At 64.6% G+C, this 17,513-nt stretch carries 19 protein-coding genes and 1 tRNA gene; 7 read left to right on the top strand and 13 right to left on the bottom strand.

Annotated elements, in window-relative coordinates; translation table 11 throughout:
• The first annotated feature begins 2 nt into the window (after positions 1 to 2).
• Together trxA and AC0L2F_RS15480 are read left to right on the top strand one after the other, a co-directional pair.
• A complete protein-coding gene (trxA, locus tag AC0L2F_RS15485; RefSeq protein WP_007598398.1) occupies positions 3 to 323 on the top strand; it encodes a thioredoxin in 321 nt (106 codons plus the stop codon).
• A 145-nt stretch (positions 324 to 468) separates the two neighbouring features.
• Complete coding sequence (locus tag AC0L2F_RS15480; protein WP_473248938.1) at positions 469 to 1,482, top strand: ATP-dependent DNA ligase; 1,014 nt, start codon at positions 469 to 471, stop codon at positions 1,480 to 1,482.
• Positions 1,483 to 1,579: 97 nt separating this feature from the next.
• Here the strand turns inward: AC0L2F_RS15480 and AC0L2F_RS15475 are convergent, their stop codons facing one another.
• The 12 genes from AC0L2F_RS15475 to aroA all read right to left on the bottom strand — a co-directional run bounded on the left by AC0L2F_RS15475 (position 1,580) and on the right by aroA (position 13,882).
• On the bottom strand, positions 1,580 to 2,320 hold the full coding sequence (locus AC0L2F_RS15475) for a metallophosphoesterase family protein (protein WP_473248923.1): 741 nt from the start codon (positions 2,318 to 2,320) through the stop codon (positions 1,580 to 1,582).
• 148 nt (positions 2,321 to 2,468) lie between these two features.
• The gene (locus tag AC0L2F_RS15470; protein ID WP_473248922.1) at positions 2,469 to 3,812 is read right to left on the bottom strand and encodes a bifunctional folylpolyglutamate synthase/dihydrofolate synthase; all 1,344 of its coding nucleotides are present in this window, start codon (positions 3,810 to 3,812) and stop codon (positions 2,469 to 2,471) included.
• On the bottom strand, positions 3,809 to 4,750 hold the full coding sequence (gene accD / locus AC0L2F_RS15465) for an acetyl-CoA carboxylase, carboxyltransferase subunit beta (protein WP_007603940.1): 942 nt from the start codon (positions 4,748 to 4,750) through the stop codon (positions 3,809 to 3,811). The genes AC0L2F_RS15470 and accD overlap by 4 nt, the downstream gene beginning before the upstream one ends.
• 124 nt (positions 4,751 to 4,874) lie before the next feature.
• On the bottom strand, positions 4,875 to 5,711 hold the full coding sequence (trpA, locus tag AC0L2F_RS15460) for a tryptophan synthase subunit alpha (RefSeq protein ID WP_473248921.1): 837 nt from the start codon (positions 5,709 to 5,711) through the stop codon (positions 4,875 to 4,877).
• Positions 5,708 to 6,925: a tryptophan synthase subunit beta gene (gene trpB / locus AC0L2F_RS15455; RefSeq protein WP_473248920.1), complete on the bottom strand. Its 1,218-nt coding sequence runs from the start codon at positions 6,923 to 6,925 to the stop codon at positions 5,708 to 5,710. Before trpB ends, trpA begins: the two co-directional genes overlap by 4 nt.
• Complete coding sequence (locus AC0L2F_RS15450) at positions 6,922 to 7,593, bottom strand: phosphoribosylanthranilate isomerase (protein WP_473248919.1); 672 nt, start codon at positions 7,591 to 7,593, stop codon at positions 6,922 to 6,924. Before AC0L2F_RS15450 ends, trpB begins: the two co-directional genes overlap by 4 nt.
• Positions 7,594 to 7,674: 81 nt before the next feature.
• Positions 7,675 to 8,067 carry a lipopolysaccharide assembly protein LapA domain-containing protein gene (locus AC0L2F_RS15445; protein WP_007603944.1) on the bottom strand — a complete coding sequence of 131 codons (393 nt, stop codon included), beginning with the start codon at positions 8,065 to 8,067 and terminating at the stop codon, positions 7,675 to 7,677.
• A 71-nt stretch (positions 8,068 to 8,138) separates the two neighbouring features.
• Positions 8,139 to 8,444, bottom strand: a complete 306-nt coding sequence (locus AC0L2F_RS15440; RefSeq protein WP_007598410.1) for an integration host factor subunit beta — start codon at positions 8,442 to 8,444, stop codon at positions 8,139 to 8,141.
• A gap of 172 nt (positions 8,445 to 8,616) precedes the next feature.
• On the bottom strand, positions 8,617 to 9,597 hold the full coding sequence (gene sppA / locus AC0L2F_RS15435) for a signal peptide peptidase SppA (protein WP_007603945.1): 981 nt from the start codon (positions 9,595 to 9,597) through the stop codon (positions 8,617 to 8,619).
• Between the two features lie 278 nt (positions 9,598 to 9,875).
• Positions 9,876 to 11,582 (bottom strand): 30S ribosomal protein S1, encoded by a 1,707-nt coding sequence (rpsA, locus tag AC0L2F_RS15430; protein ID WP_007598413.1) that lies wholly within the window; start codon positions 11,580 to 11,582, stop codon positions 9,876 to 9,878.
• 267 nt (positions 11,583 to 11,849) lie between these two features.
• Complete coding sequence (cmk, locus tag AC0L2F_RS15425) at positions 11,850 to 12,488, bottom strand: (d)CMP kinase (protein WP_473248918.1); 639 nt, start codon at positions 12,486 to 12,488, stop codon at positions 11,850 to 11,852.
• Entirely contained in the window at positions 12,485 to 13,882 is a 1,398-nt protein-coding gene (gene aroA / locus AC0L2F_RS15420; protein ID WP_473248917.1) for a 3-phosphoshikimate 1-carboxyvinyltransferase, read from the bottom strand. Before aroA ends, cmk begins: the two co-directional genes overlap by 4 nt.
• A 112-nt stretch (positions 13,883 to 13,994) precedes the next feature.
• On the opposite strand from aroA, the gene AC0L2F_RS15415 reads away from it, so the two are divergent.
• From AC0L2F_RS15415 to AC0L2F_RS15405, 3 genes are all read left to right on the top strand, one after another.
• On the top strand, positions 13,995 to 14,405 hold the full coding sequence (locus tag AC0L2F_RS15415) for a TIGR02300 family protein (protein WP_007598417.1): 411 nt from the start codon (positions 13,995 to 13,997) through the stop codon (positions 14,403 to 14,405).
• Between the two features lie 66 nt (positions 14,406 to 14,471).
• A tRNA-Ala gene (locus AC0L2F_RS15410) sits at positions 14,472 to 14,547 on the top strand.
• Between the two features lie 135 nt (positions 14,548 to 14,682).
• Entirely contained in the window at positions 14,683 to 14,925 is a 243-nt protein-coding gene (locus AC0L2F_RS15405) for a GIY-YIG nuclease family protein (RefSeq protein ID WP_007603948.1), read from the top strand.
• A 10-nt stretch (positions 14,926 to 14,935) separates the two neighbouring features.
• Here the strand turns inward: AC0L2F_RS15405 and AC0L2F_RS15400 are convergent, their stop codons facing one another.
• The gene (locus AC0L2F_RS15400) at positions 14,936 to 15,397 is read right to left on the bottom strand and encodes a MarR family winged helix-turn-helix transcriptional regulator (RefSeq protein ID WP_007603949.1); all 462 of its coding nucleotides are present in this window, start codon (positions 15,395 to 15,397) and stop codon (positions 14,936 to 14,938) included.
• A 154-nt stretch (positions 15,398 to 15,551) separates the two neighbouring features.
• Here AC0L2F_RS15400 and AC0L2F_RS15395 point away from each other — a divergent pair, with 154 nt between their 5' ends.
• Positions 15,552 to 15,977 carry an organic hydroperoxide resistance protein gene (locus AC0L2F_RS15395; RefSeq protein WP_473248916.1) on the top strand — a complete coding sequence of 142 codons (426 nt, stop codon included), beginning with the start codon at positions 15,552 to 15,554 and terminating at the stop codon, positions 15,975 to 15,977.
• A gap of 175 nt (positions 15,978 to 16,152) precedes the next feature.
• Entirely contained in the window at positions 16,153 to 17,370 is a 1,218-nt protein-coding gene (locus AC0L2F_RS15390) for a CaiB/BaiF CoA transferase family protein (RefSeq protein ID WP_473248915.1), read from the top strand.
• The last annotated feature ends 143 nt before the right edge of the window (positions 17,371 to 17,513 follow it).

Genomic DNA, 17,513 nt, shown 5'->3' with positions numbered 1-17,513 from the left:
CCATGGCCGTTGGTAAGGTTTCTGACACCGATTTCGAAGCCGAAGTGCTCAAGGCAAACGGCCCCGTGGTCGTCGATTTCTGGGCCGAATGGTGCGGCCCCTGCCGGATGATCGCACCCGCGCTCGACGAGATCGCCGGCGCGATGGGCGACAAGGTCAAGATCGTGAAGCTCAACGTCGACGAGAGCCCGAAGACCGCATCGAAATACGGCGTGATGTCGATCCCGACCCTGATGATCTTCAAGGGCGGCGAGATGGCCTCCCGTCAAGTTGGCGCGGCGCCGAAGGCGAAGCTGCAGCAGTGGATCACCTCCGCCGTCTGATCCGCCTCGCGGAAGAATATTTTTGGAAACGGCCGGCGAAAGCCGGCCGCTTTGCGTTGATGGGACATGTCCAGCGTATGATGAGTCCCGCCTGTTGCCTCCTCCTCCCGCAAAGCGCGCGCGAAAATCGACTTCCCTCGTGGCGATGGAGGCACGCTCGGTCGACGAGATCCCGCGCGGCAAGGAGTGGCAATACGAGCCGAAATGGGATGGCTTCCGCTGCCTGCTGTCGCGCAACGGCGGCAGCATTGATCTGCGCTCGAAATCCGGCGAAGACCTCGCGCGCTATTTCCCCGAGATCGTCGCCGCGGCGCTGAAGCTGAAGGCGGATCGCTTCACGCTCGACGGCGAGATCGTCGTGCGGCACGGCAAGGGCTTTTCCTTCGACGCGCTGCTGCAACGCATTCACCCTGCGGCGAGCCGCGTGAAGAAACTCTCGGAGGAAACACCTGCGCTCTATCTCGCCTTCGATCTGCTTGCGACGGCCAGGGAGAAGCAGCTTGCCGGGCAGCCGCTGAGCGAACGACGACCGGCGCTGGAAGCGTTTGCCAAGGCCAATCTGAAAAGCAGCATCTTCCGCCTCTCGCCGGCGACGACGAGCTACGCCATTGCGAAAAAATGGCTGGCGCAATCGGGCGGCGGCTCGGACGGCGTCATCGCCAAGCGCGTCGACCTGCCCTACCAGGCGGGAAATCGCGACGGCATGCAGAAGATCAAGAAATTCCGCAGCGCCGATTGCGTGGTCGGCGGCTTCCGCTATGCGACCAACAAGCTCGCCGGTCGCAAGGTGGTGGGATCGCTGCTGCTTGGGCTCTATGATGACGAAGGCCTCCTGCATCATGTCGGCTTCACCTCGGCGATCAAGGCGACGGAAAAGCCTGACCTGACCGATCGACTGGAGGCGCTGATCGGCGAGCCAGGATTCACCGGCAACGCGCCGGGCGGGCCGAGCCGCTGGTCCACCGAGCGCTCGGCCAAGTGGTGTCCGCTCAAGCCGAAGCTGGTGATCGAGGTCTGCTACGACCATTTCAGCGGCGAGCGCTTTCGCCACGGCACCTCGATCCTGCGCTGGCGCCCCGACAAGGCCCCGCGGCAATGCAGCTTCGAGCAGCTGAAGCAGAAAGCGGTGGATCCGATGAAGCTGCTGAAACAACCGTAGCCGGTAGCCCGGATGGAGCGCAGCGCAATCCGGGGCCGTCGTCATTGGTGGCACGATTCCCGGATTGCGCTTCGCTCCATCCAGGCTACGAAGCGAACTATCCGATCCATCCCGTCGCCAGCGCGTTCGCCAGCTCCGGCTGGCCATTGCGGCGAGCGAGCGCGGCCATCGCCTCGTGATCGTAGACGACATGGCGGAACGTGACCTGCCAGGCACCATCGGTCAGCTCGAGGATCGCATAGCGTGCGTGCGGCGTACCGGCATCCACAACATGCGGGAACGGATGCTTGTCACGAAAGCCGGGGCCGCCGACGCTGCCGGGATTGACGATCAGCCTTCCGTCGCGAAGTCGTACGGCACGGGCGAGATGGGTGTGGGCGCACAGGATCAGCGTTTGCGTGATGCCTTGCGCAAACTGTTCGATGCGATCGAGCGGCGACAGCGCCACCGCGCCGTCGGGATGCACGGTATCGAGCCAGTAGACTTCGTCACTGTCGGGCGTCGCATGACACATGAAAACCTGATCGCGAAAGACGCGCGTCATCGGTTGCGCGCGTAGCCAGTCGAGTTGCGCAGCATTGAGCTGCGCATGGGCCGGGCGATCCCACGAGCCCATCTTCTCCGGCGGACGATCGAGCAGATAGCGGTCGTGATTGCCGAGCACGTGCACGGCATCGAGCTTCATCAGGATCTCGATGGTCCGGCGCGCATCGAGCGGGCCGCTGAGCATGTCGCCGAGATTGACGATGCCGGAGATGGCTTGCGCGCGGATGTCGGCGAGCACAGCTTCCAGCGCGAGGTGATTTCCGTGAACGTCGGCAATCGCTGCAAAACGCATGGGCATTTCTCACTCTATCGTGCCCCGGACGCAGCGCAGCGCTTCTTCAGCGGTGCGCTGCAGAGCCGGGGCCCATGTTGCGGCATTCTGGGTCCCGGCTCTGCGTCGCGTCATTTCATGCCGCGCCGCGTCCGGGACACGAGACCCTCTATACAGGAGGCGTGCCGTTGATGGCGAGCACGTGGCCGGCGAGATAGAGCGAACCGGTGATCAGGATGCGCGGCGGCACTTCGTAGGCGAGCTTCGCCAGGGCGCGCAGTGCGGCCTCGACGCCTGGCGCGGGCTCGACGCGCATGCCGAGGCTGCGGGCGGCATCGGTGAGACGGTCGACCGGCATGGCGTTGTCGGTGTCGGGAATCGGCACCGCGATGATGTGACGGGTCAGACCGGCGAAATTGGCGAGAAAACCTTTCGCATCCTTGTTGGCCATCATGCCTGCGATCACGACCAGCGGCCGCGACACCCGCTCTTCGAGATCGCCGAGCGCGGCCGCCGCGACGCGGCCGCCTTCCGCATTATGGCCGCCGTCGAGCCAGATCTCCGAGCCCTGGGGGCCGAGAGCGAGCAGCTCGCCCGAAGCGATGCGCTGCATCCGTGCCGGCCATTCCGCACCGACGATCCCGGCCTCGAACGCCGCCTGGTTGATCTTGAAGGCGTTGGTGGCCCGCAACGTCGCGATGGCGAGACCGGCATTGTCGAACTGGTGGCGGCCGAATAGGCGCGGCGCCGTGAGATCCATCAAGCCGCGCTCATCGGAATAGACCAGCCGACCGTGCTCGACATTGACGTGCCAGCTCTCGCCCGCGGCAAACAACGGCGCGCGCATGCGCTTGGCCTGCGCCTCGATCACGGCCATCGCCTCAGCCGGCTGCTCGGCGCAAACGACGGGCACGCCGCGCTTGATGATCGCGGCCTTTTCGCCAGCGATCGACGTCAAGGTATCGCCGAGGAAATCCATGTGATCCATGCTGACGGGCGTGATCACGCAGGCCGCCGGTGTATCGACCACGTTGGTTGAATCCAGCCGGCCGCCAAGGCCAACCTCCAGCAGAACCACATCGGCCGGGTTCTGCGCGAACAGATGAAACGCAGCCGCCGTCTTGAGCTCGAACAAGGTGGCCGGCTCGCCGGCATTGAGACGCTCGACCTGTTCCAGCGCCGCGCGCAACTCGTCGTCACCGACCAGCACGCCGCCACCGACGCGGCCGAGCCGAAAACATTCGTTGATGCGAACGAGATAGGGCGAAGTGTAGGCGTGGACGCGCAGGCCGGCGGCCTCCAGCGTCGCGCGCAGATAAGCCAGCGTCGAGCCCTTGCCGTTGGTACCGGCGATGTGGATCACCGGCGGCAGCTTGCGCTCGGGATGACCGAGCCGCTCGAGCAGGCGGTGCATCCGCTCCAGCCCGAGATCGATGCGCTTCTGATGCAGGGCCGACAGCCGCCCGATCAATTCGTCGAGCGGCGGCTTTGCGCGGTCAGAGGAAGCGTTCACGCGTGCGGCGCGGTCGGCGCCGTTTCGGGAGCCGATACGATCTGCGCCGGGCTCACGACCGGCTGCACCGGTTTCGAGGCGGTCTCAAGCGCCGGCGCCCTGGTCAACAGGCGGCAGAGCCGCGCCAGGGTCGGGCGCAATTCGTGGCGGTGCACGACCATGTCGACCATGCCGTGCTCCTTGAGATATTCGGCGCGCTGAAAACCCTCGGGGAGTTTTTCGCGAATGGTCTGCTCGATCACGCGCGCGCCGGCAAAACCGATCAGCGCGCCCGGTTCGGCAATCTGGACGTCACCGAGCATCGCATAGGACGCGGTGACGCCGCCCGTGGTCGGGTTGGTCAGCACGACGATGTAGGGCTGTTTGGCTTCGCGCAGCATCTGCACCGCGACCGTGGTGCGTGGCATCTGCATCAGCGACAGGATGCCTTCCTGCATGCGCGCGCCGCCTGAGGCGGCGAACACGATGAAGGGTGACTTCTTCTCGACCGCAAGCTCGAGCCCGCGCACGATGGCTTCGCCTGCGGCCATCCCGAGCGAGCCGCCCATGAAGTCGAAATCCTGCACGGCGACGACGACGGCGGCACCTTCGAGCTTGCCGTAGCCGACCTTGATCGCGTCGTTCAGATTGGTCCGTGCGCGAGCATCCTTGATGCGGTCGGCGTACTTCTTCTCGTCACGGAACTTGAGCGGGTCGGGCGTGACGTCAGGCAGTGCGACGTCGTACCAGGTCTCGTTGTCGAAAATCGACTTCAGACGCGCCACCGCGTTCATGCGCATGTGATAGTTCGAACCGGGGATGACGAACTGGTTGGCCTCGACGTCCTTGTAGAACACGAGCTGTCCGGAATCCGGGCACTTGATCCAAAGATTCTCCGGCGTCTCCCGCCGCAGCATATTGCGGATCTTCGGCCGGACCACATTGGTAAGCCAGTTCATGGTTTGCTCCGATGTGCGATCCCGCCCGGGGACCGCCTGAAGGGATATATGGCGGCCGGGACCCGGCCCGGCAAGCCGCCGTATCGTCCGCCTTGCTCGTCGGACTTGGCAGCGGAATTAAGGCCTATTCCGCCGCCTGTTGCGCGCCTTTGACGCCCTCGGCCAGTGCCGCCGTCAGCTCAGCGACGGCGTTGACGGTTTTGCCGGTGGCGCGCCCGTCCGCATCGAGGCTGTTCTTGAGGGCATCGACCAGCGCGGTGCCGACCACGGCGCCATTGGCATGCGAGGCAATCGCGCGGGCATTCTCCGGCGTGCGGATACCGAAGCCGACGCAGACCGGCAGTTTTGTGTGCCGCTTGATGCGGGCAACTGCCTCGCCGACGGCCGTGGAGTCCGCAGCCGCCGCGCCGGTGATGCCGGTGATCGCGACGTAGTAGACGAAGCCCGAGGTGTTGGCGAGCACGGCCGGCAGTCGCTTGTCGTCGGTGGTCGGCGTCGCCAGGCGGATGAAATTGAGGCCGGCCTTCATCGCGGGCAGGCAGAGCTCGTCGTCCTCTTCCGGCGGCAGGTCGACGATGATGAGGCCGTCGATGCCGGCACTCTTCGCATCGACCAGGAATTTGTCGACGCCATAGATGTAGATCGGGTTGTAGTAGCCCATCAGCACGATCGGCGTGGCGTTGTCGTCCTTGCGGAAGCCGCGCACGAGATCGAGCGTCTTCTTCAGCGTCATGCCGGCCTTGAGGGCGCGCAGGCCTGCCGCCTGGATCGAGGGACCGTCGGCCATCGGATCGGTGAAGGGCATGCCGAGCTCGATCACATCGGCGCCCGCCTTCGGCAGCGCCTTGATGATCTCGAGCGAGGTCGCCGGATCGGGATCGCCGGCCATCACGAAGGTGACGAAGGCCGCGCGGCCGGCTTTCTTCAGGTCGGCGAAACGGGTGTCGATACGCGTGGTCACTTGCTCTTGCCCCTCAGGATGTCGCCGACCTGCGGGACGTCCTTGTCGCCGCGGCCGGAGAGGTTGACGACCATCAGGTGATCTTTGGTCCGCTTCGGCGCGAGCTCCATCACCTTGGCGATGGCATGTGCCGGTTCGAGCGCGGGGATGATGCCTTCCAGCTTCGACAGCAGCTGGAACGCTGCAAGCGCCTCGTCGTCGGTCGCGGAGAGATAGTTCACGCGACCGATCTCGTGCAGCCAGGAGTGCTCGGGGCCGATGCCGGGATAATCGAGGCCGGCGGAGATCGAATGCGCGTCCTGGATCTGGCCGTCGGCATCCATCAGGAGATAAGTGCGATTGCCGTGCAGCACGCCGGGACGGCCCCCCGCGATCGATGCCGCATGCAGTTGCGTCAGCCCGTGGCCCGCCGCTTCGACGCCGAAGATCTCGACGGTGGAATCGTCGAGGAACGGATGAAACAGGCCCATCGCGTTGGAGCCGCCGCCGATGCAGGCGACCAGCGAATCCGGCAGGCGGCCTTCGATCTCCTGCATCTGCGCCTTCGTCTCGTTGCCGATGATCGACTGGAAGTCGCGCACCAGCGTCGGATAGGGATGCGGACCCGCGACCGTGCCGATGCAGTAGAAGGTGTTGTGCACGTTGGTGACCCAGTCACGCAACGCCTCGTTCATGGCGTCCTTCAGCGTGCGCGTGCCCGATTGCACCGGGATCACCGTTGCGCCCAGCATCTCCATGCGGATGACGTTAGGTTGCTGCCGCTCGACGTCGACGGCGCCCATGTAGACGATGCATTCCAGGCCGAAGCGCGCGCACAGCGTCGCGGTGGCGACACCGTGCTGGCCGGCGCCGGTCTCGGCGATGATGCGCTTCTTGCCCATCCGCCGCGCCAGCATGATCTGGCCGAGCACGTTGTTCACCTTGTGCGAGCCGGTGTGGTTGAGCTCTTCGCGCTTGAGATAGATTTTCGCGCCGCCGAGATGCTCGGTCAGGCGCTCGGCGAAATAGAGCGGCGACGGCCGGCCGACATAATTCTTGAGATAGCCGTTCATCTCGATCTGGAAGGCCGGATCGGCCTTGGCCTCGGTGTAGGCTTTCTCCAGATCGAGGATCAGCGGCATCAGGGTTTCGGCAACGAAGCGTCCGCCGAAAATGCCGAAATGACCGCGCTCGTCGGGGCCGCTGCGATAGGAATTGGGTTTTACAACATTCATCGGACGCTCAACTCTTGACTTGCATCTTGGCTTGCGCGCGCGGCGCGAATGAAGGCCTTGATCATCTCGGGGTCCTTCACGCCCGGGGCGGTCTCGACACCGGAGGAGACGTCGACGCCGCCGGCGCGGGTCACGCGAACGGCTTCGGCGACGTTCCCTGCATGCAGCCCGCCCGAAACCATATACGGCAACGCGAGCTCCAGGTTTCCGAGCAGATGCCAATCGAACGGGGCACCGAGGCCGCCCGGCCGCGTCGCGTGTTTCGGCGCGCGTGCGTCGAACAGGATACGTTCGGCCACCTCTGCGTAACCGGGCAGCACGGCGAGATCGGCTGACGTTGCGACCGGCACGACCTTCATCACCGGGCGACCGAACCGCCGTTTGATGTCGCGCAGCCGCGCCACGCTCTCCGTGCCATGAAGCTGGAAGATATCCGGCGACAGCGCGTCCATGATGTTGTCGAGCGTGGCATCGTCGGCATCGACGGTGAGGGCGACCTTGAGCGCGCGCCGCTTCACCTGCCGGCCGAGCTCCCGGCCGGCTTCCAGCGACAAATGCCGCGGCGACGGCGGGAAGAACACGAAGCCCACCATGTCGGCACCCGCCTCGAGCGCCGTTTCGAGCGTCTCGGGCGTGGACAGGCCGCAGATTTTGACGAGCAGGGACATGTTCTCGACGGATATGGGCTCAAAGCAAATGGAGGCCGCAGGTCCGCGGCCGGAAAACGGGCTTTTCGGCTTCGGCCGCTTCTACAACGTCGCGCGCTGCTTGTCTCGCCCGACGGGCCCGTAAAGCCCCATCCCGGAGGGAACGGGCAGGCGCTGGGACTCAGGCCTTGCTGCGGGCGCATGGGCTCGCAGATCGGCCAGCTCGCCTCGCGCGGCCCGGGCATCCGCGTCGTGCCGTCGCGCCGCACGCCGCCAGTGCCGCTGCCCGAACCAGACGGCACACCCGCCGACGATGACCCCGAGCGCAGCCACCACGATCAGGAGCAGGAACAGCGGCAGCGTGACCGACAATGACGGGTCGTTGGAAACGAAGGGATCGAACGAGACCGTGACGAATTGCCGGTTGGCAACGGCAAAGACCACCAGGACCAGGCCCAGCGGAATCACGACCAGCGCGGTCAGGAATTTTCGCATCTCGGCTCGCTCGCCTTGAATCAAGGTTGCGGCCGCATCACTGGCGACCGCGGGAAACCCTGAGGTGGACCTCAGTCTGGCGCGCCTGGATCCGGGTGGTCGCGATTCAGCCGTTCGCGCATTTCCTTGCCGGTCTTGAAGAACGGAACGCTCTTCTGATCGACAGGCACATGGGCGCCGGTGCGCGGATTGCGCCCTGCGCGCGCAGGGCGATGCTTGACCGAGAAGGCACCGAAGCCGCGCAACTCGACGCGGTCACCGCGCGCGAGAGCCGCTACGATCTCTTCGAGAATCGCATTCACAATGTTCTCGACATCCCGCTGGTACAGATGCGGGTTGTGCTCGGCGATACGCTGAACAAGTTCGGATTTGATCATCGAGAGATAGGACCCGGGAGCGTGCGGACGACCATTTCCGTGAAAATACCGTGATCTGTCAAGACGCTAAATGAAGGTTGAGCGTCGCGAAAATACGTGACAAATGCCGAAAAAGCGGGCTGACCCTGCACGCGCCCAACGGGAAAACCATCCGGGGCTCGCCCGGCGCCGGTCAGTTCGATGCCGCCGGCTGCCACAAAGCCAGCATTCCATCCATTCCGAGCCGATCGACCGCCTGCACGACGCCGGTTTGTCCGATTTGATGCGCAATCGAGCCTAAACCCAGTGCTTCCAGCGTCACTGCGGCCGCCGTCTTGAGGAACGGCAGATCGCTGAAGCGCGGCTGCAGCTTGTAATCGCGCACGGAGAGCCCCTTCTTGACGCCCTTCTGCTCGACCAGCCAGGCCACGGCGGTCTTCTCGTCGCCGATCTGGTCGATCAGCTTGAGATCGATGGCCTGACGTCCGGTGAAGACACGGCCATCAACCACTTTCTCGAGCTGCGTGTCATCCATGCCACGCCGGTCCTTCACCAATCCCTTGAACCAGGCATAGGAATCCTTCACCAGCGCGTCGAGCGCGGCCCGTGCCTCGGGGCTGGTTGGCTCGAAACCGTTGGGCGCGGCCTTCAGCGGCGTGGATTTTACCTCCTCGACCTTGACGCCGACGGTCTTCAACAGCTCCGAGACGTTCGGAAACTGGAACAGCACGCCGATCGAGCCGACCAGCGAGCTCTGCTGGGCGATGATGTGATCGCTGGCAATCGCGGTGATGTAGCCGCCTGAGGCGGCGAGGCCTTCGACGACGACGACGAGCGGCTTCTTTGCCTTCACCCGTACAAGCGAATCATAGAGCTGCTCGGAGCCGGCGGTGGTGCCGCCCGGCGAGTTGATGTGAACGATGACGGCGGCAGCCTGCGAATTCTCCAGCCGTTCGAGCGCCTGCGTGCGGTCGGAATCGCTGCGGATCAGGCCGTCGATCTGGACCCGTGCGATCGAGCCGGCGGACGCGAACGTGCCGCGCGCACCCGGCGTCGCGACCAGCGCGAAGCCTGCGATCGCCGCGATCGCGATCAGCGCGGCCAATACGCGCCAGAACGTCAGCTTGCGGCGGATCCTGCGGCGATCGACGATGATGTCCGAATCGAGCGACATCTCAATATCTCCAAATGAAAGGCCAAGCGCGTTGTGCCGTCGCAGCGTCACCATTGACTTATCTGGATACATCAATTGCGGCGCAATTAGAAGAAAACAAGGCCCTGCCGCGTAACCCGGATGGAGTCCGCAGCCCGGATGGAGCGAAGCGCAATCCGGGAAAATCCCGCCGGCGCACGAATCCCGGATTTCGCTTCGCTCCATCCAGGCTACGGCCTCAACAACAAAAAAGCCCCGGCTCGCGCCGGGGCTTTGATGCAGCGAAACCTGCGTTTCGCTTACTTGGTGTCGCGGTTCTTGAGCGCGGTGCCGAGGATGTCGCCGAGCGTAGCTCCCGAATCGGAGGAGCCGTACTGCGCGATGGCTTCCTTCTCTTCGGCGACTTCGAGCGCCTTGATCGACACCTGGACCTTGCGGGCCTTCTTGTCGAACTGGATCACGCGGGCATCGACCTTCTCGCCGACGGCAAAGCGTTCGGCGCGCTGATCGTTGCGGTCACGGGCGAGCTCCGAGCGCTTCACGAAGGTGGTGAAGTCGGTACCGGTGATCTTCACCTCGATCCCGCTCTCCTTCACGTCGATCACTTCGCAGGTCACGACAGCACCCTTCTTGACATCGCCCGGCTCGGCGAAGGGGTCGCCTTCGAGCTGCTTGATGCCAAGCGAGATGCGCTCCTTCTCGACGTCCACATCGAGCACCACGGCCTTGACCATGTCGCCCTTCTTGTAGTTGTCGATCACCTGCTCGCCCGGCTGCTTCCAGTCGAGGTCGGAGAGATGGACCATGCCGTCGACGTCGCCCTCGAGGCCCAGGAACAGACCGAACTCGGTCTTGTTCTTGACCTCGCCCTCGACCGTCGAACCGGTCGGGTGACCTTCGACGAAGACCTCCCACGGGTTGCGCATGGTCTGCTTGAGGCCGAGCGAGATGCGGCGCTTGACGGAATCGACTTCCAGCACCTGCACTTCGACTTCCTGCGAGGTCGAAACGATCTTGCCGGGGTGCATGTTCTTCTTGGTCCACGACATCTCGGAGACGTGGATCAGGCCTTCGATGCCCGGCTCGAGCTCGACGAACGCGCCGTAGTCGGTGATGTTGGTGACGCGACCGGTGAAGCGGGCACCCAGCGGGTACTTGGCTTCGATGCCCTGCCACGGATCGTCCAACAGCTGCTTCATGCCCAGCGAGATGCGGTGCGTCTCGTGGTTGATCTTGATGATCTTGACCTTCACGGTCTGGCCGATCGAGAGCACCTCGGTCGGATGGTTGACGCGGCGCCACGCGATATCGGTGACGTGCAGCAGACCATCGATGCCGCCGAGATCAACGAACGCACCGTAATCGGTGATGTTCTTGACCACGCCGTCGATGACCTGACCTTCTTCGAGGTTCTGCACCAGCTCCTGACGCTGCTCGGCGCGGGTCTCTTCGAGAACGGTGCGGCGGGACACCACGATGTTGCCGCGGCGACGGTCCATCTTGAGGATCTGGAACGGCTGCGAGTTGTTCATCAGCGGCGCAACGTCGCGGATCGGACGGATATCGACCTGCGAACGCGGCAGGAAGGCCACGGCACCGTCGAGGTCGACGGTGAAGCCGCCCTTGACCTGGTTGAAGATGACGCCGTTGACCTTCTCGTTGTTCTGGAAGGCCTTCTCGAGCTTGCCCCAGCTCTCTTCGCGGCGCGCCTTGTCGCGCGACAGCACGGCTTCGCCGAGGGCGTTCTCGATCCGGTCGAGGAACACTTCCACCTCGTCGCCGACCTTGAGCTCGCTGTCGCGGCCGGGGCCGGAAAATTCGCGCAGGGCAACGCGGCCCTCGGTCTTTAGGCCGACGTCGATGACGGCCATGTCCTTTTCGATTGCAACAACCTTGCCCTTGATGACTGAGCTTTCCTGCAGGTTGCCGCCTGCAAAGGACTCGTCGAGCATCGCGGCGAAATCGTCGCGCGACGGGCTATAGGTATCAGCAGAAGTCGAAGCCATTTGTTCTCCAGTTGCGGATGTCGTGCCGGCCGTTGGGTTCTTGGGCGCATCGTACGCGCAGTGTCGGAAGGTCCGCAGAACCTTCGAGCGACCGCTCGCTGCTCCGACCTGGAGGGCGGAACAGCGGAAGCGGGCCGGCTGAGGCCCGCGCGTTCGATACGTGGAAATCTTTTGTCCGGAGCCTGGATCGCGTCGGCCCCAAGCAGGGACCGAGAGTATCGACCTCAAAGAGCGGGAGCGGGCGCTTCCTCCAATGACGGCAGCGGCTTAACCCCGCGACCGGCCCGCTCGGACAGCCTCGATAATGTCGATGGCGGCCCGGACGCCGCCTTCTATATCCAGTTGGGAGTTATCTAGCAAGTAAGCATCCGCGGCCGGTTTTAAAGGCGCAATCGCCCGGTTCTTGTCGCGTTCGTCACGCTGGATGATGTCGGCGAGCACGGCCGCCTCGTCGGCCTCCTCGCCCCGCGCCTTCGCCTCCATGGTCCGGCGGCGGGCGCGGACCTTGGGGTCGGCGACGACGAAGATCTTCACGTCGGCATGGGGGCAGATCACGGTTCCAATATCCCGCCCATCGAGCACGGCGCCGGGCGGATCGGCGGCGAATTGCCGCTGAAAACTGACCAGGGCCTCGCGCACCTTGGGAATCGCCGAGACGATGGAGGCGCCCTCGCCGGCCTTCTGAGTCTTCAGGGCGGGATTGCCGAACTTTTCGGGATCGAGTTCCAGCGCCGCAGCGACCGCCGCCGCCTCGTCCCGGAGATCATGCCCGGACTGCATCAGGGAATAGGCCACCGCGCGATAGATCACGCCGGTATCAAGATGACGGTAGCCGTAATGGTGGGCTAGGCGCTTGCCGAGGGTGCCCTTGCCCGACGCCGCGGGCCCGTCGATGGCGATGATCATGAAAACTCAGCCCCAAGCGAACGCATCATCGGGATGAAATCCGGAAAACTGGTGGCGATGAAGGCGGTGTCATCGACGGTCACCGGCTGGTCGGAAGCGCAGCCCATCACCAGCGCGGACATCGCGATGCGATGGTCCATGTGGGTGGCCACAACGCCGCCGCCGGGCACGTGGCCGCGGCCCTCGACGATCAAATCGTCGCCGGAGACCTCGACCTTCACGCCATTGACGCGGAGCATGGCGGCAGTGGCTTCGAGACGGTCGGATTCCTTGACGCGCAGCTCCTGGAGGCCGCGCATGATGGTCGTGCCCTCGGCGAAGGCAGCCGCCACCGCCAGCACCAGATATTCGTCGATCATCGACGGTGCGCGCTCCGGCGGCACCTCGACACCGCGCAGTTTCGAGGCGCGTACGCGCAGCTTCGCCATCGGCTCGCCGGCGTCGCCGCGAACTTCACTTTCCTCGATCGAGGCACCCATTTCGCGCAGCGTAGTGAAAAGACCGGTCCGCAGCGGATTGGTCATGACATCGGACAGGACGATTTCGGAGCCTTCGACGATCAGCGCAGCAACCATGGGGAACGCCGCCGACGAGGGATCGGCGGGCACGACGACATTGGCGCCATGCAGCTCAGGCTGCCCCACGAGCGTGATACGGCGGCCGTGCTGACCTTCCTGCACCGAGGTGATCTCGGCGCCGAAATGCTTGAGCATCAGCTCGGTGTGGTCGCGACTGGCCTCGGTCTCAATGACGGTCGTGGTACCCGGCGCGGCCAGGCCCGCGAGCAGCACGGCGGATTTGATCTGGGCCGAGGCGACCGGGGTCTTGTAGATGATCGGCAGCGGATCGCGCGCACCCTGGACGGTCAGCGGCAGACGGCCGCCCTCGCCACCGGAGACCACCTTCGCACCCATCTTTTCGAGAGGGTCCAGGATCCGGCGCATCGGCCGGCTCCGCAGCGAGGCATCGCCGTCGAAAATCGCAGAGATCGGGCAGCCCGCGACGGCGCCCATGACGAGCCGGCAGCCGGTGCCGGAGTTTCCGAAATCCAGCGGCGCTTTGGGCTCCGCGAAGCCCGCGACCCCCACGCCGTTCACCTTCCAGGCGAAATCTCCGGTGCGCTCGACCCTGGCGCCGAGCGCCTGCATGGATTTGGCGGTGTTAAGGACGTCCTCGCCCTCCAGGAGGCCCGAAATCCGCGTCTCTCCGATTGCGAGCGCGCCGAGGATGAGAGCACGGTGGGAGATCGACTTGTCTCCGGGCACCCGTACTTTCCCGGTCAGGGGACCGCTGGCGCGCGATTGGAGCGGCGTCGGCTTGTCGGAATCGGTCAAGTTTGTGTCCTTGGATAGGCCCGAAACGTCCCTGTGGGACTCGCGGGGCAGGTACCACATGGTCTCCCCGCCGTCACGGGCATGTCGTTCTCCCGCAATGCGCTATTGACAGCGGGCCGCCAACTAGCCAAGTGAAGCACCGCTTTTCAGACATTTCCAGGATTCCTCTGCCGTGGCCAAGTCCGAACTCGGAACTAAACGTATTTGCCCGACCACGGGCAAAAAGTTCTATGACCTCAACAAGAATCCGGTGATCTCGCCTTATACCGGTGAAGTCGTGCCGATCGCGCCCATCGCGCCGGCTCGCGCGCCCCGTGGCGCCGAAGCCCGTCATGCAGCCGCTGCCGCCGACGCCACGCCGGAGCCGGCGGAGGTCGAGGAGGTCTCGCTCGAGGAGGCCGACGCCGAGGAGAACACCGGTAAGGTCAAGGCCGTCGTGCCCGAATCCGAGGACGACATCGAAGTCGATGAGACCATCGAGGACGATGACGACGACGATTCGACCTTTATCGCCGACGACGAAGAAGGCGATGAGGACGTGACCGACATCATTGGTGATGTCGGCGGTGACGAAGAGACTTGAGATAATTCCAGAACTGTGGTTCTGGGTCTTTCCCGACGCGTCGCCCAAGGCGCGTCGGACGGTTAAGGGGCCATAGCTCAGCTGGGAGAGCGCTTGCATGGCATGCAAGAGGTCGGCGGTTCGATCCCGCCTGGCTCCACCACGCTTCGCCCTTCGGGCTCCGCGTGGCGCAGCCGCGCACAGCCCGAAGGGCGAAGCGTGGTGTCCGGCGAAGCCCGAAGGGCGAAGACGGACTGGTGAGACTCCCACGCAGCGGCTGCCCAGGCGATAATCGTCAATGTGGTACGTCTACATCCTCCGCAGCATCGAATTTCCCGAGCAGGAATACGTTGGGGCTACGGAAGATCTGAAGCGCCGGATTCCAGAGCACAATGCTGGCAAATCCACCCACACCGCCAAGTTCAAGCCTTGGAAGCTGATCTGGTACTGCGCCTTCCCCGACAAGTACAAGGCGCTCGCTTTTGAAGCGTACCTGAAGTCCCACTCCGGCCGAGCCTTCACCAAGAAGCGGCTGTCCTAAGCACGCCCCCCTACTCCCCGATCACCGCATTCAGCCGATCACGCAACGCCACGATCTCATCCTTCATCGCGACCAGTTCCGAGACCGAGCAGTCCGAGGCCGCCAGGATCGATTGCGGCACGGCGCGCGCCTTGTCCTTCAAGGCGTGGCCCTGCGGGGTCAATGCGATCAGCACCTGACGTTCGTCCTCGCTCGAGCGCGTGCGCCTGACGAGGTGGGCCGCCTCGAGCCGCTTGAGCAGCGGCGTCAGCGTGCCCGAATCCAGGAACAGCTTTTCGCCGATGTCCTTGACCGGCACGTCGTCGCGCTCCCACAGCACCAGCATCACCAGGTATTGCGGATAGGTCAGGCCGAGCCGGTCCAGCAGCGGCTTGTAGACGCGGTTGAAGGCATGCGCGGCCGAATAGATCGCGAAGCAGATCTGGTTGTCGAGGCGCAGCGGCGCGTCCGCTGCCGAATGTTTCCGGGGCATGGAGAATCTCACAGGACTTGCTTCCATTCTGGGGCCTGCCGCCGCCACATTCAATTGCGAACAATTAAATGTGAGGCGCCATAATTTCAATTGCGCGCAATCTAATTGCTTGCGATAAGGATCGCACCCCACCCGAAAACACAGGGAGACGAAAATGTCAGTGAACGTCCTCTACAAGACCAGCGCAAGGGCCACCGGCGGCCGCGACGGCCATGCTGCGACCCTCGATGGCGCGCTCGACGTCAAGCTCACCACGCCGAAGGAACTCGGCGGCGGAGGCGGCGCAGGCAACAATCCCGAGCAGCTGTTTGCGGCGGGCTATGCCGCCTGCTTCATCGGCGCGATGAAGTTCGTGTCCTCGCAGGGCGGCCCCAAGGTTCCGGCCGACGCCTCCGTGACCTCGACCGTCGGCATTGGCCCGCGCGCCGAGGGCGGCTTCGGTCTCGACATCGACCTTGCCGTCTCGCTGCCGGGCCTCGCCCGCGCGGAAGCCGAGGCGCTGGTCGAGAAGGCGCACCAGGTGTGCCCCTATTCCAACGCGACGCGCGGCAATGTCGACGTTCGCCTGACGGTCGTCTGATCGGTTACGTGAAGCGGCCGGCCCGGGATCCCCCTCGGGCCGGCCGTTTCCCTTGATTTGCCATCCCGCGGGATGCGGCGAGAGGCCTGCATGACGCCCTACGCGGGAAGCCATTGCCGGCTCGGACGAACCTCGTTAGGCCTGTGATCAATATCGACACAGGGGACGCGAAGGCATGACTGAAGCCGCCAGTTCTGGAGCCGCCACGGGTGCAATGAGCGGCCTGCGCGTCATCGATCTCACGCGCGTGCTCGGCGGTCCCTATTGCACCCAGATTCTCGCTGACCACGGCGCCGACGTGATCAAGGTCGAGCCGCCCGCAGGCGACGAGGTGCGCGACTGGGGCCCTCCCTTCCACGAGGAGGACGCGGCCTATTTCATCGGCATCAACCGCAACAAGCGCTCGATCGGCCTCGACCTCGCCTCCGAGGGCGGCCGGACCGTGCTGCTCAAGATGCTGGAGAGCGCCGACGTCCTGATCGAGAACTTCAAGCCGGGCACGTTGGAGAAATGGGGCATCGGCAACGAGGTGTTGCGCGAGAAATTCCCGCGCCTCGTCCATTGCCGGATCTGCGGCTTCGGCGCCGACGGCCCGCGTGGCGGCAATCCCGGCTATGACGCCATCATCCAGGCCATGACCGGCATGATCGCGGCGACCGGCTCGCCCGAGAGCGGACCGATGCGGATCGGCGTGCCGCTGGTCGACATCGGCACCGGCCTCTATGCGGCGATCGGCATCCTGATGGCGCTGTCGGAGCGTCAGCGCTCGGGCCAGGGCCAGTTCCTGGAGACCACGCTGTACGAGACCGGTCTCGCCATCATGCATCCGCACACCGCGAATTATTTCATGCACGGCAAGCCGCCGGCGCTCACCGGCAACGAGCATCCCAACCTCGTGCCCTATGCGATCTTCCCGACCAAGACCGACAACATCTTCATCGGCGTCGGCAATGACGGCACCTTCCGCAAGCTCGCCAAGGAGATCGGCAAGCCCGAGCTCGGCACCGATCCGCGTTTTGCGCGCAACAAGGACCGCATCGCCAATCGCGAAGCGCTGCGGGCCGAGCTCGCCACCGTGTTCAGCCAGCACGAGGCCGAGCCGCTGTGCAATCGCCTGCTTGCCGCCGGCCTGCCCGCAGGCCCCGTGCAGAAGATCGACCAGGCGTTGACCAACCCGCACACGATCGCCCGCGGCGATATTATCGAGAAGGACTGGTACAAGGGCGTGGCGTCGCCGATCCGGCTCGACCGCAGCAAGCCGAGCCTGCGTCGCCTGCCGCCGAAATTCAGCGAGCACGCGGCCGAGGTGCTCGGCGAATTCGGCTACACCAGGTCCGAGATTGACGCGATGGTGGAGCAGGGCACGGTCTGCGGACCCCAGCGCAAGCGCTGAGATAAGACGAAGATCGAGCCTCACCGTAGGTGCGCTCCCTCGCCCGCTTGCGGGAGAGGGTTGGGGAGAGGGTGTCTCCGCAACGGGACAATCCCCAAGCGGAGAGAGCCCTCACCCGCGCCTTCGGCGCGACCTCTCCCGCA

Source organism: Bradyrhizobium sp. Ken64, assembly GCF_055807555.1.
This window is presented reverse-complemented; position numbering and strand designations above follow the sequence as displayed.

Excerpts from the sequence above, each read along its gene's own strand:
- AC0L2F_RS15480 (WP_473248938.1), top strand. The coding sequence starts at position 469 with ATGGAGGCACGCTCGGTCGACGAGATCCCGCGCGGCAAGGAGTGGCAA.
- AC0L2F_RS15395 (WP_473248916.1), top strand. The coding sequence starts at position 15,552 with ATGTCAGTGAACGTCCTCTACAAGACCAGCGCAAGGGCCACCGGCGGC.
- AC0L2F_RS15445 (WP_007603944.1), bottom strand. The coding sequence starts at position 8,067 with ATGCGAAAATTCCTGACCGCGCTGGTCGTGATTCCGCTGGGCCTGGTC.
- AC0L2F_RS15400 (WP_007603949.1), bottom strand. The coding sequence starts at position 15,397 with ATGCCCCGGAAACATTCGGCAGCGGACGCGCCGCTGCGCCTCGACAAC.
- AC0L2F_RS15440 (WP_007598410.1), bottom strand. The coding sequence starts at position 8,444 with ATGATCAAATCCGAACTTGTTCAGCGTATCGCCGAGCACAACCCGCAT.
- aroA (WP_473248917.1), bottom strand. The coding sequence starts at position 13,882 with ATGTGGTACCTGCCCCGCGAGTCCCACAGGGACGTTTCGGGCCTATCC.
- rpsA (WP_007598413.1), bottom strand. The coding sequence starts at position 11,582 with ATGGCTTCGACTTCTGCTGATACCTATAGCCCGTCGCGCGACGATTTC.
- trxA (WP_007598398.1), top strand. The coding sequence starts at position 3 with ATGGCCGTTGGTAAGGTTTCTGACACCGATTTCGAAGCCGAAGTGCTC.
- AC0L2F_RS15450 (WP_473248919.1), bottom strand. The coding sequence starts at position 7,593 with ATGTCCCTGCTCGTCAAAATCTGCGGCCTGTCCACGCCCGAGACGCTC.
- AC0L2F_RS15405 (WP_007603948.1), top strand. The coding sequence starts at position 14,683 with ATGTGGTACGTCTACATCCTCCGCAGCATCGAATTTCCCGAGCAGGAA.
- trpB (WP_473248920.1), bottom strand. The coding sequence starts at position 6,925 with ATGAATGTTGTAAAACCCAATTCCTATCGCAGCGGCCCCGACGAGCGC.
- AC0L2F_RS15475 (WP_473248923.1), bottom strand. The coding sequence starts at position 2,320 with ATGCGTTTTGCAGCGATTGCCGACGTTCACGGAAATCACCTCGCGCTG.
- accD (WP_007603940.1), bottom strand. The coding sequence starts at position 4,750 with ATGAACTGGCTTACCAATGTGGTCCGGCCGAAGATCCGCAATATGCTG.
- AC0L2F_RS15390 (WP_473248915.1), top strand. The coding sequence starts at position 16,153 with ATGACTGAAGCCGCCAGTTCTGGAGCCGCCACGGGTGCAATGAGCGGC.
- sppA (WP_007603945.1), bottom strand. The coding sequence starts at position 9,597 with ATGTCGCTCGATTCGGACATCATCGTCGATCGCCGCAGGATCCGCCGC.
- cmk (WP_473248918.1), bottom strand. The coding sequence starts at position 12,488 with ATGATCATCGCCATCGACGGGCCCGCGGCGTCGGGCAAGGGCACCCTC.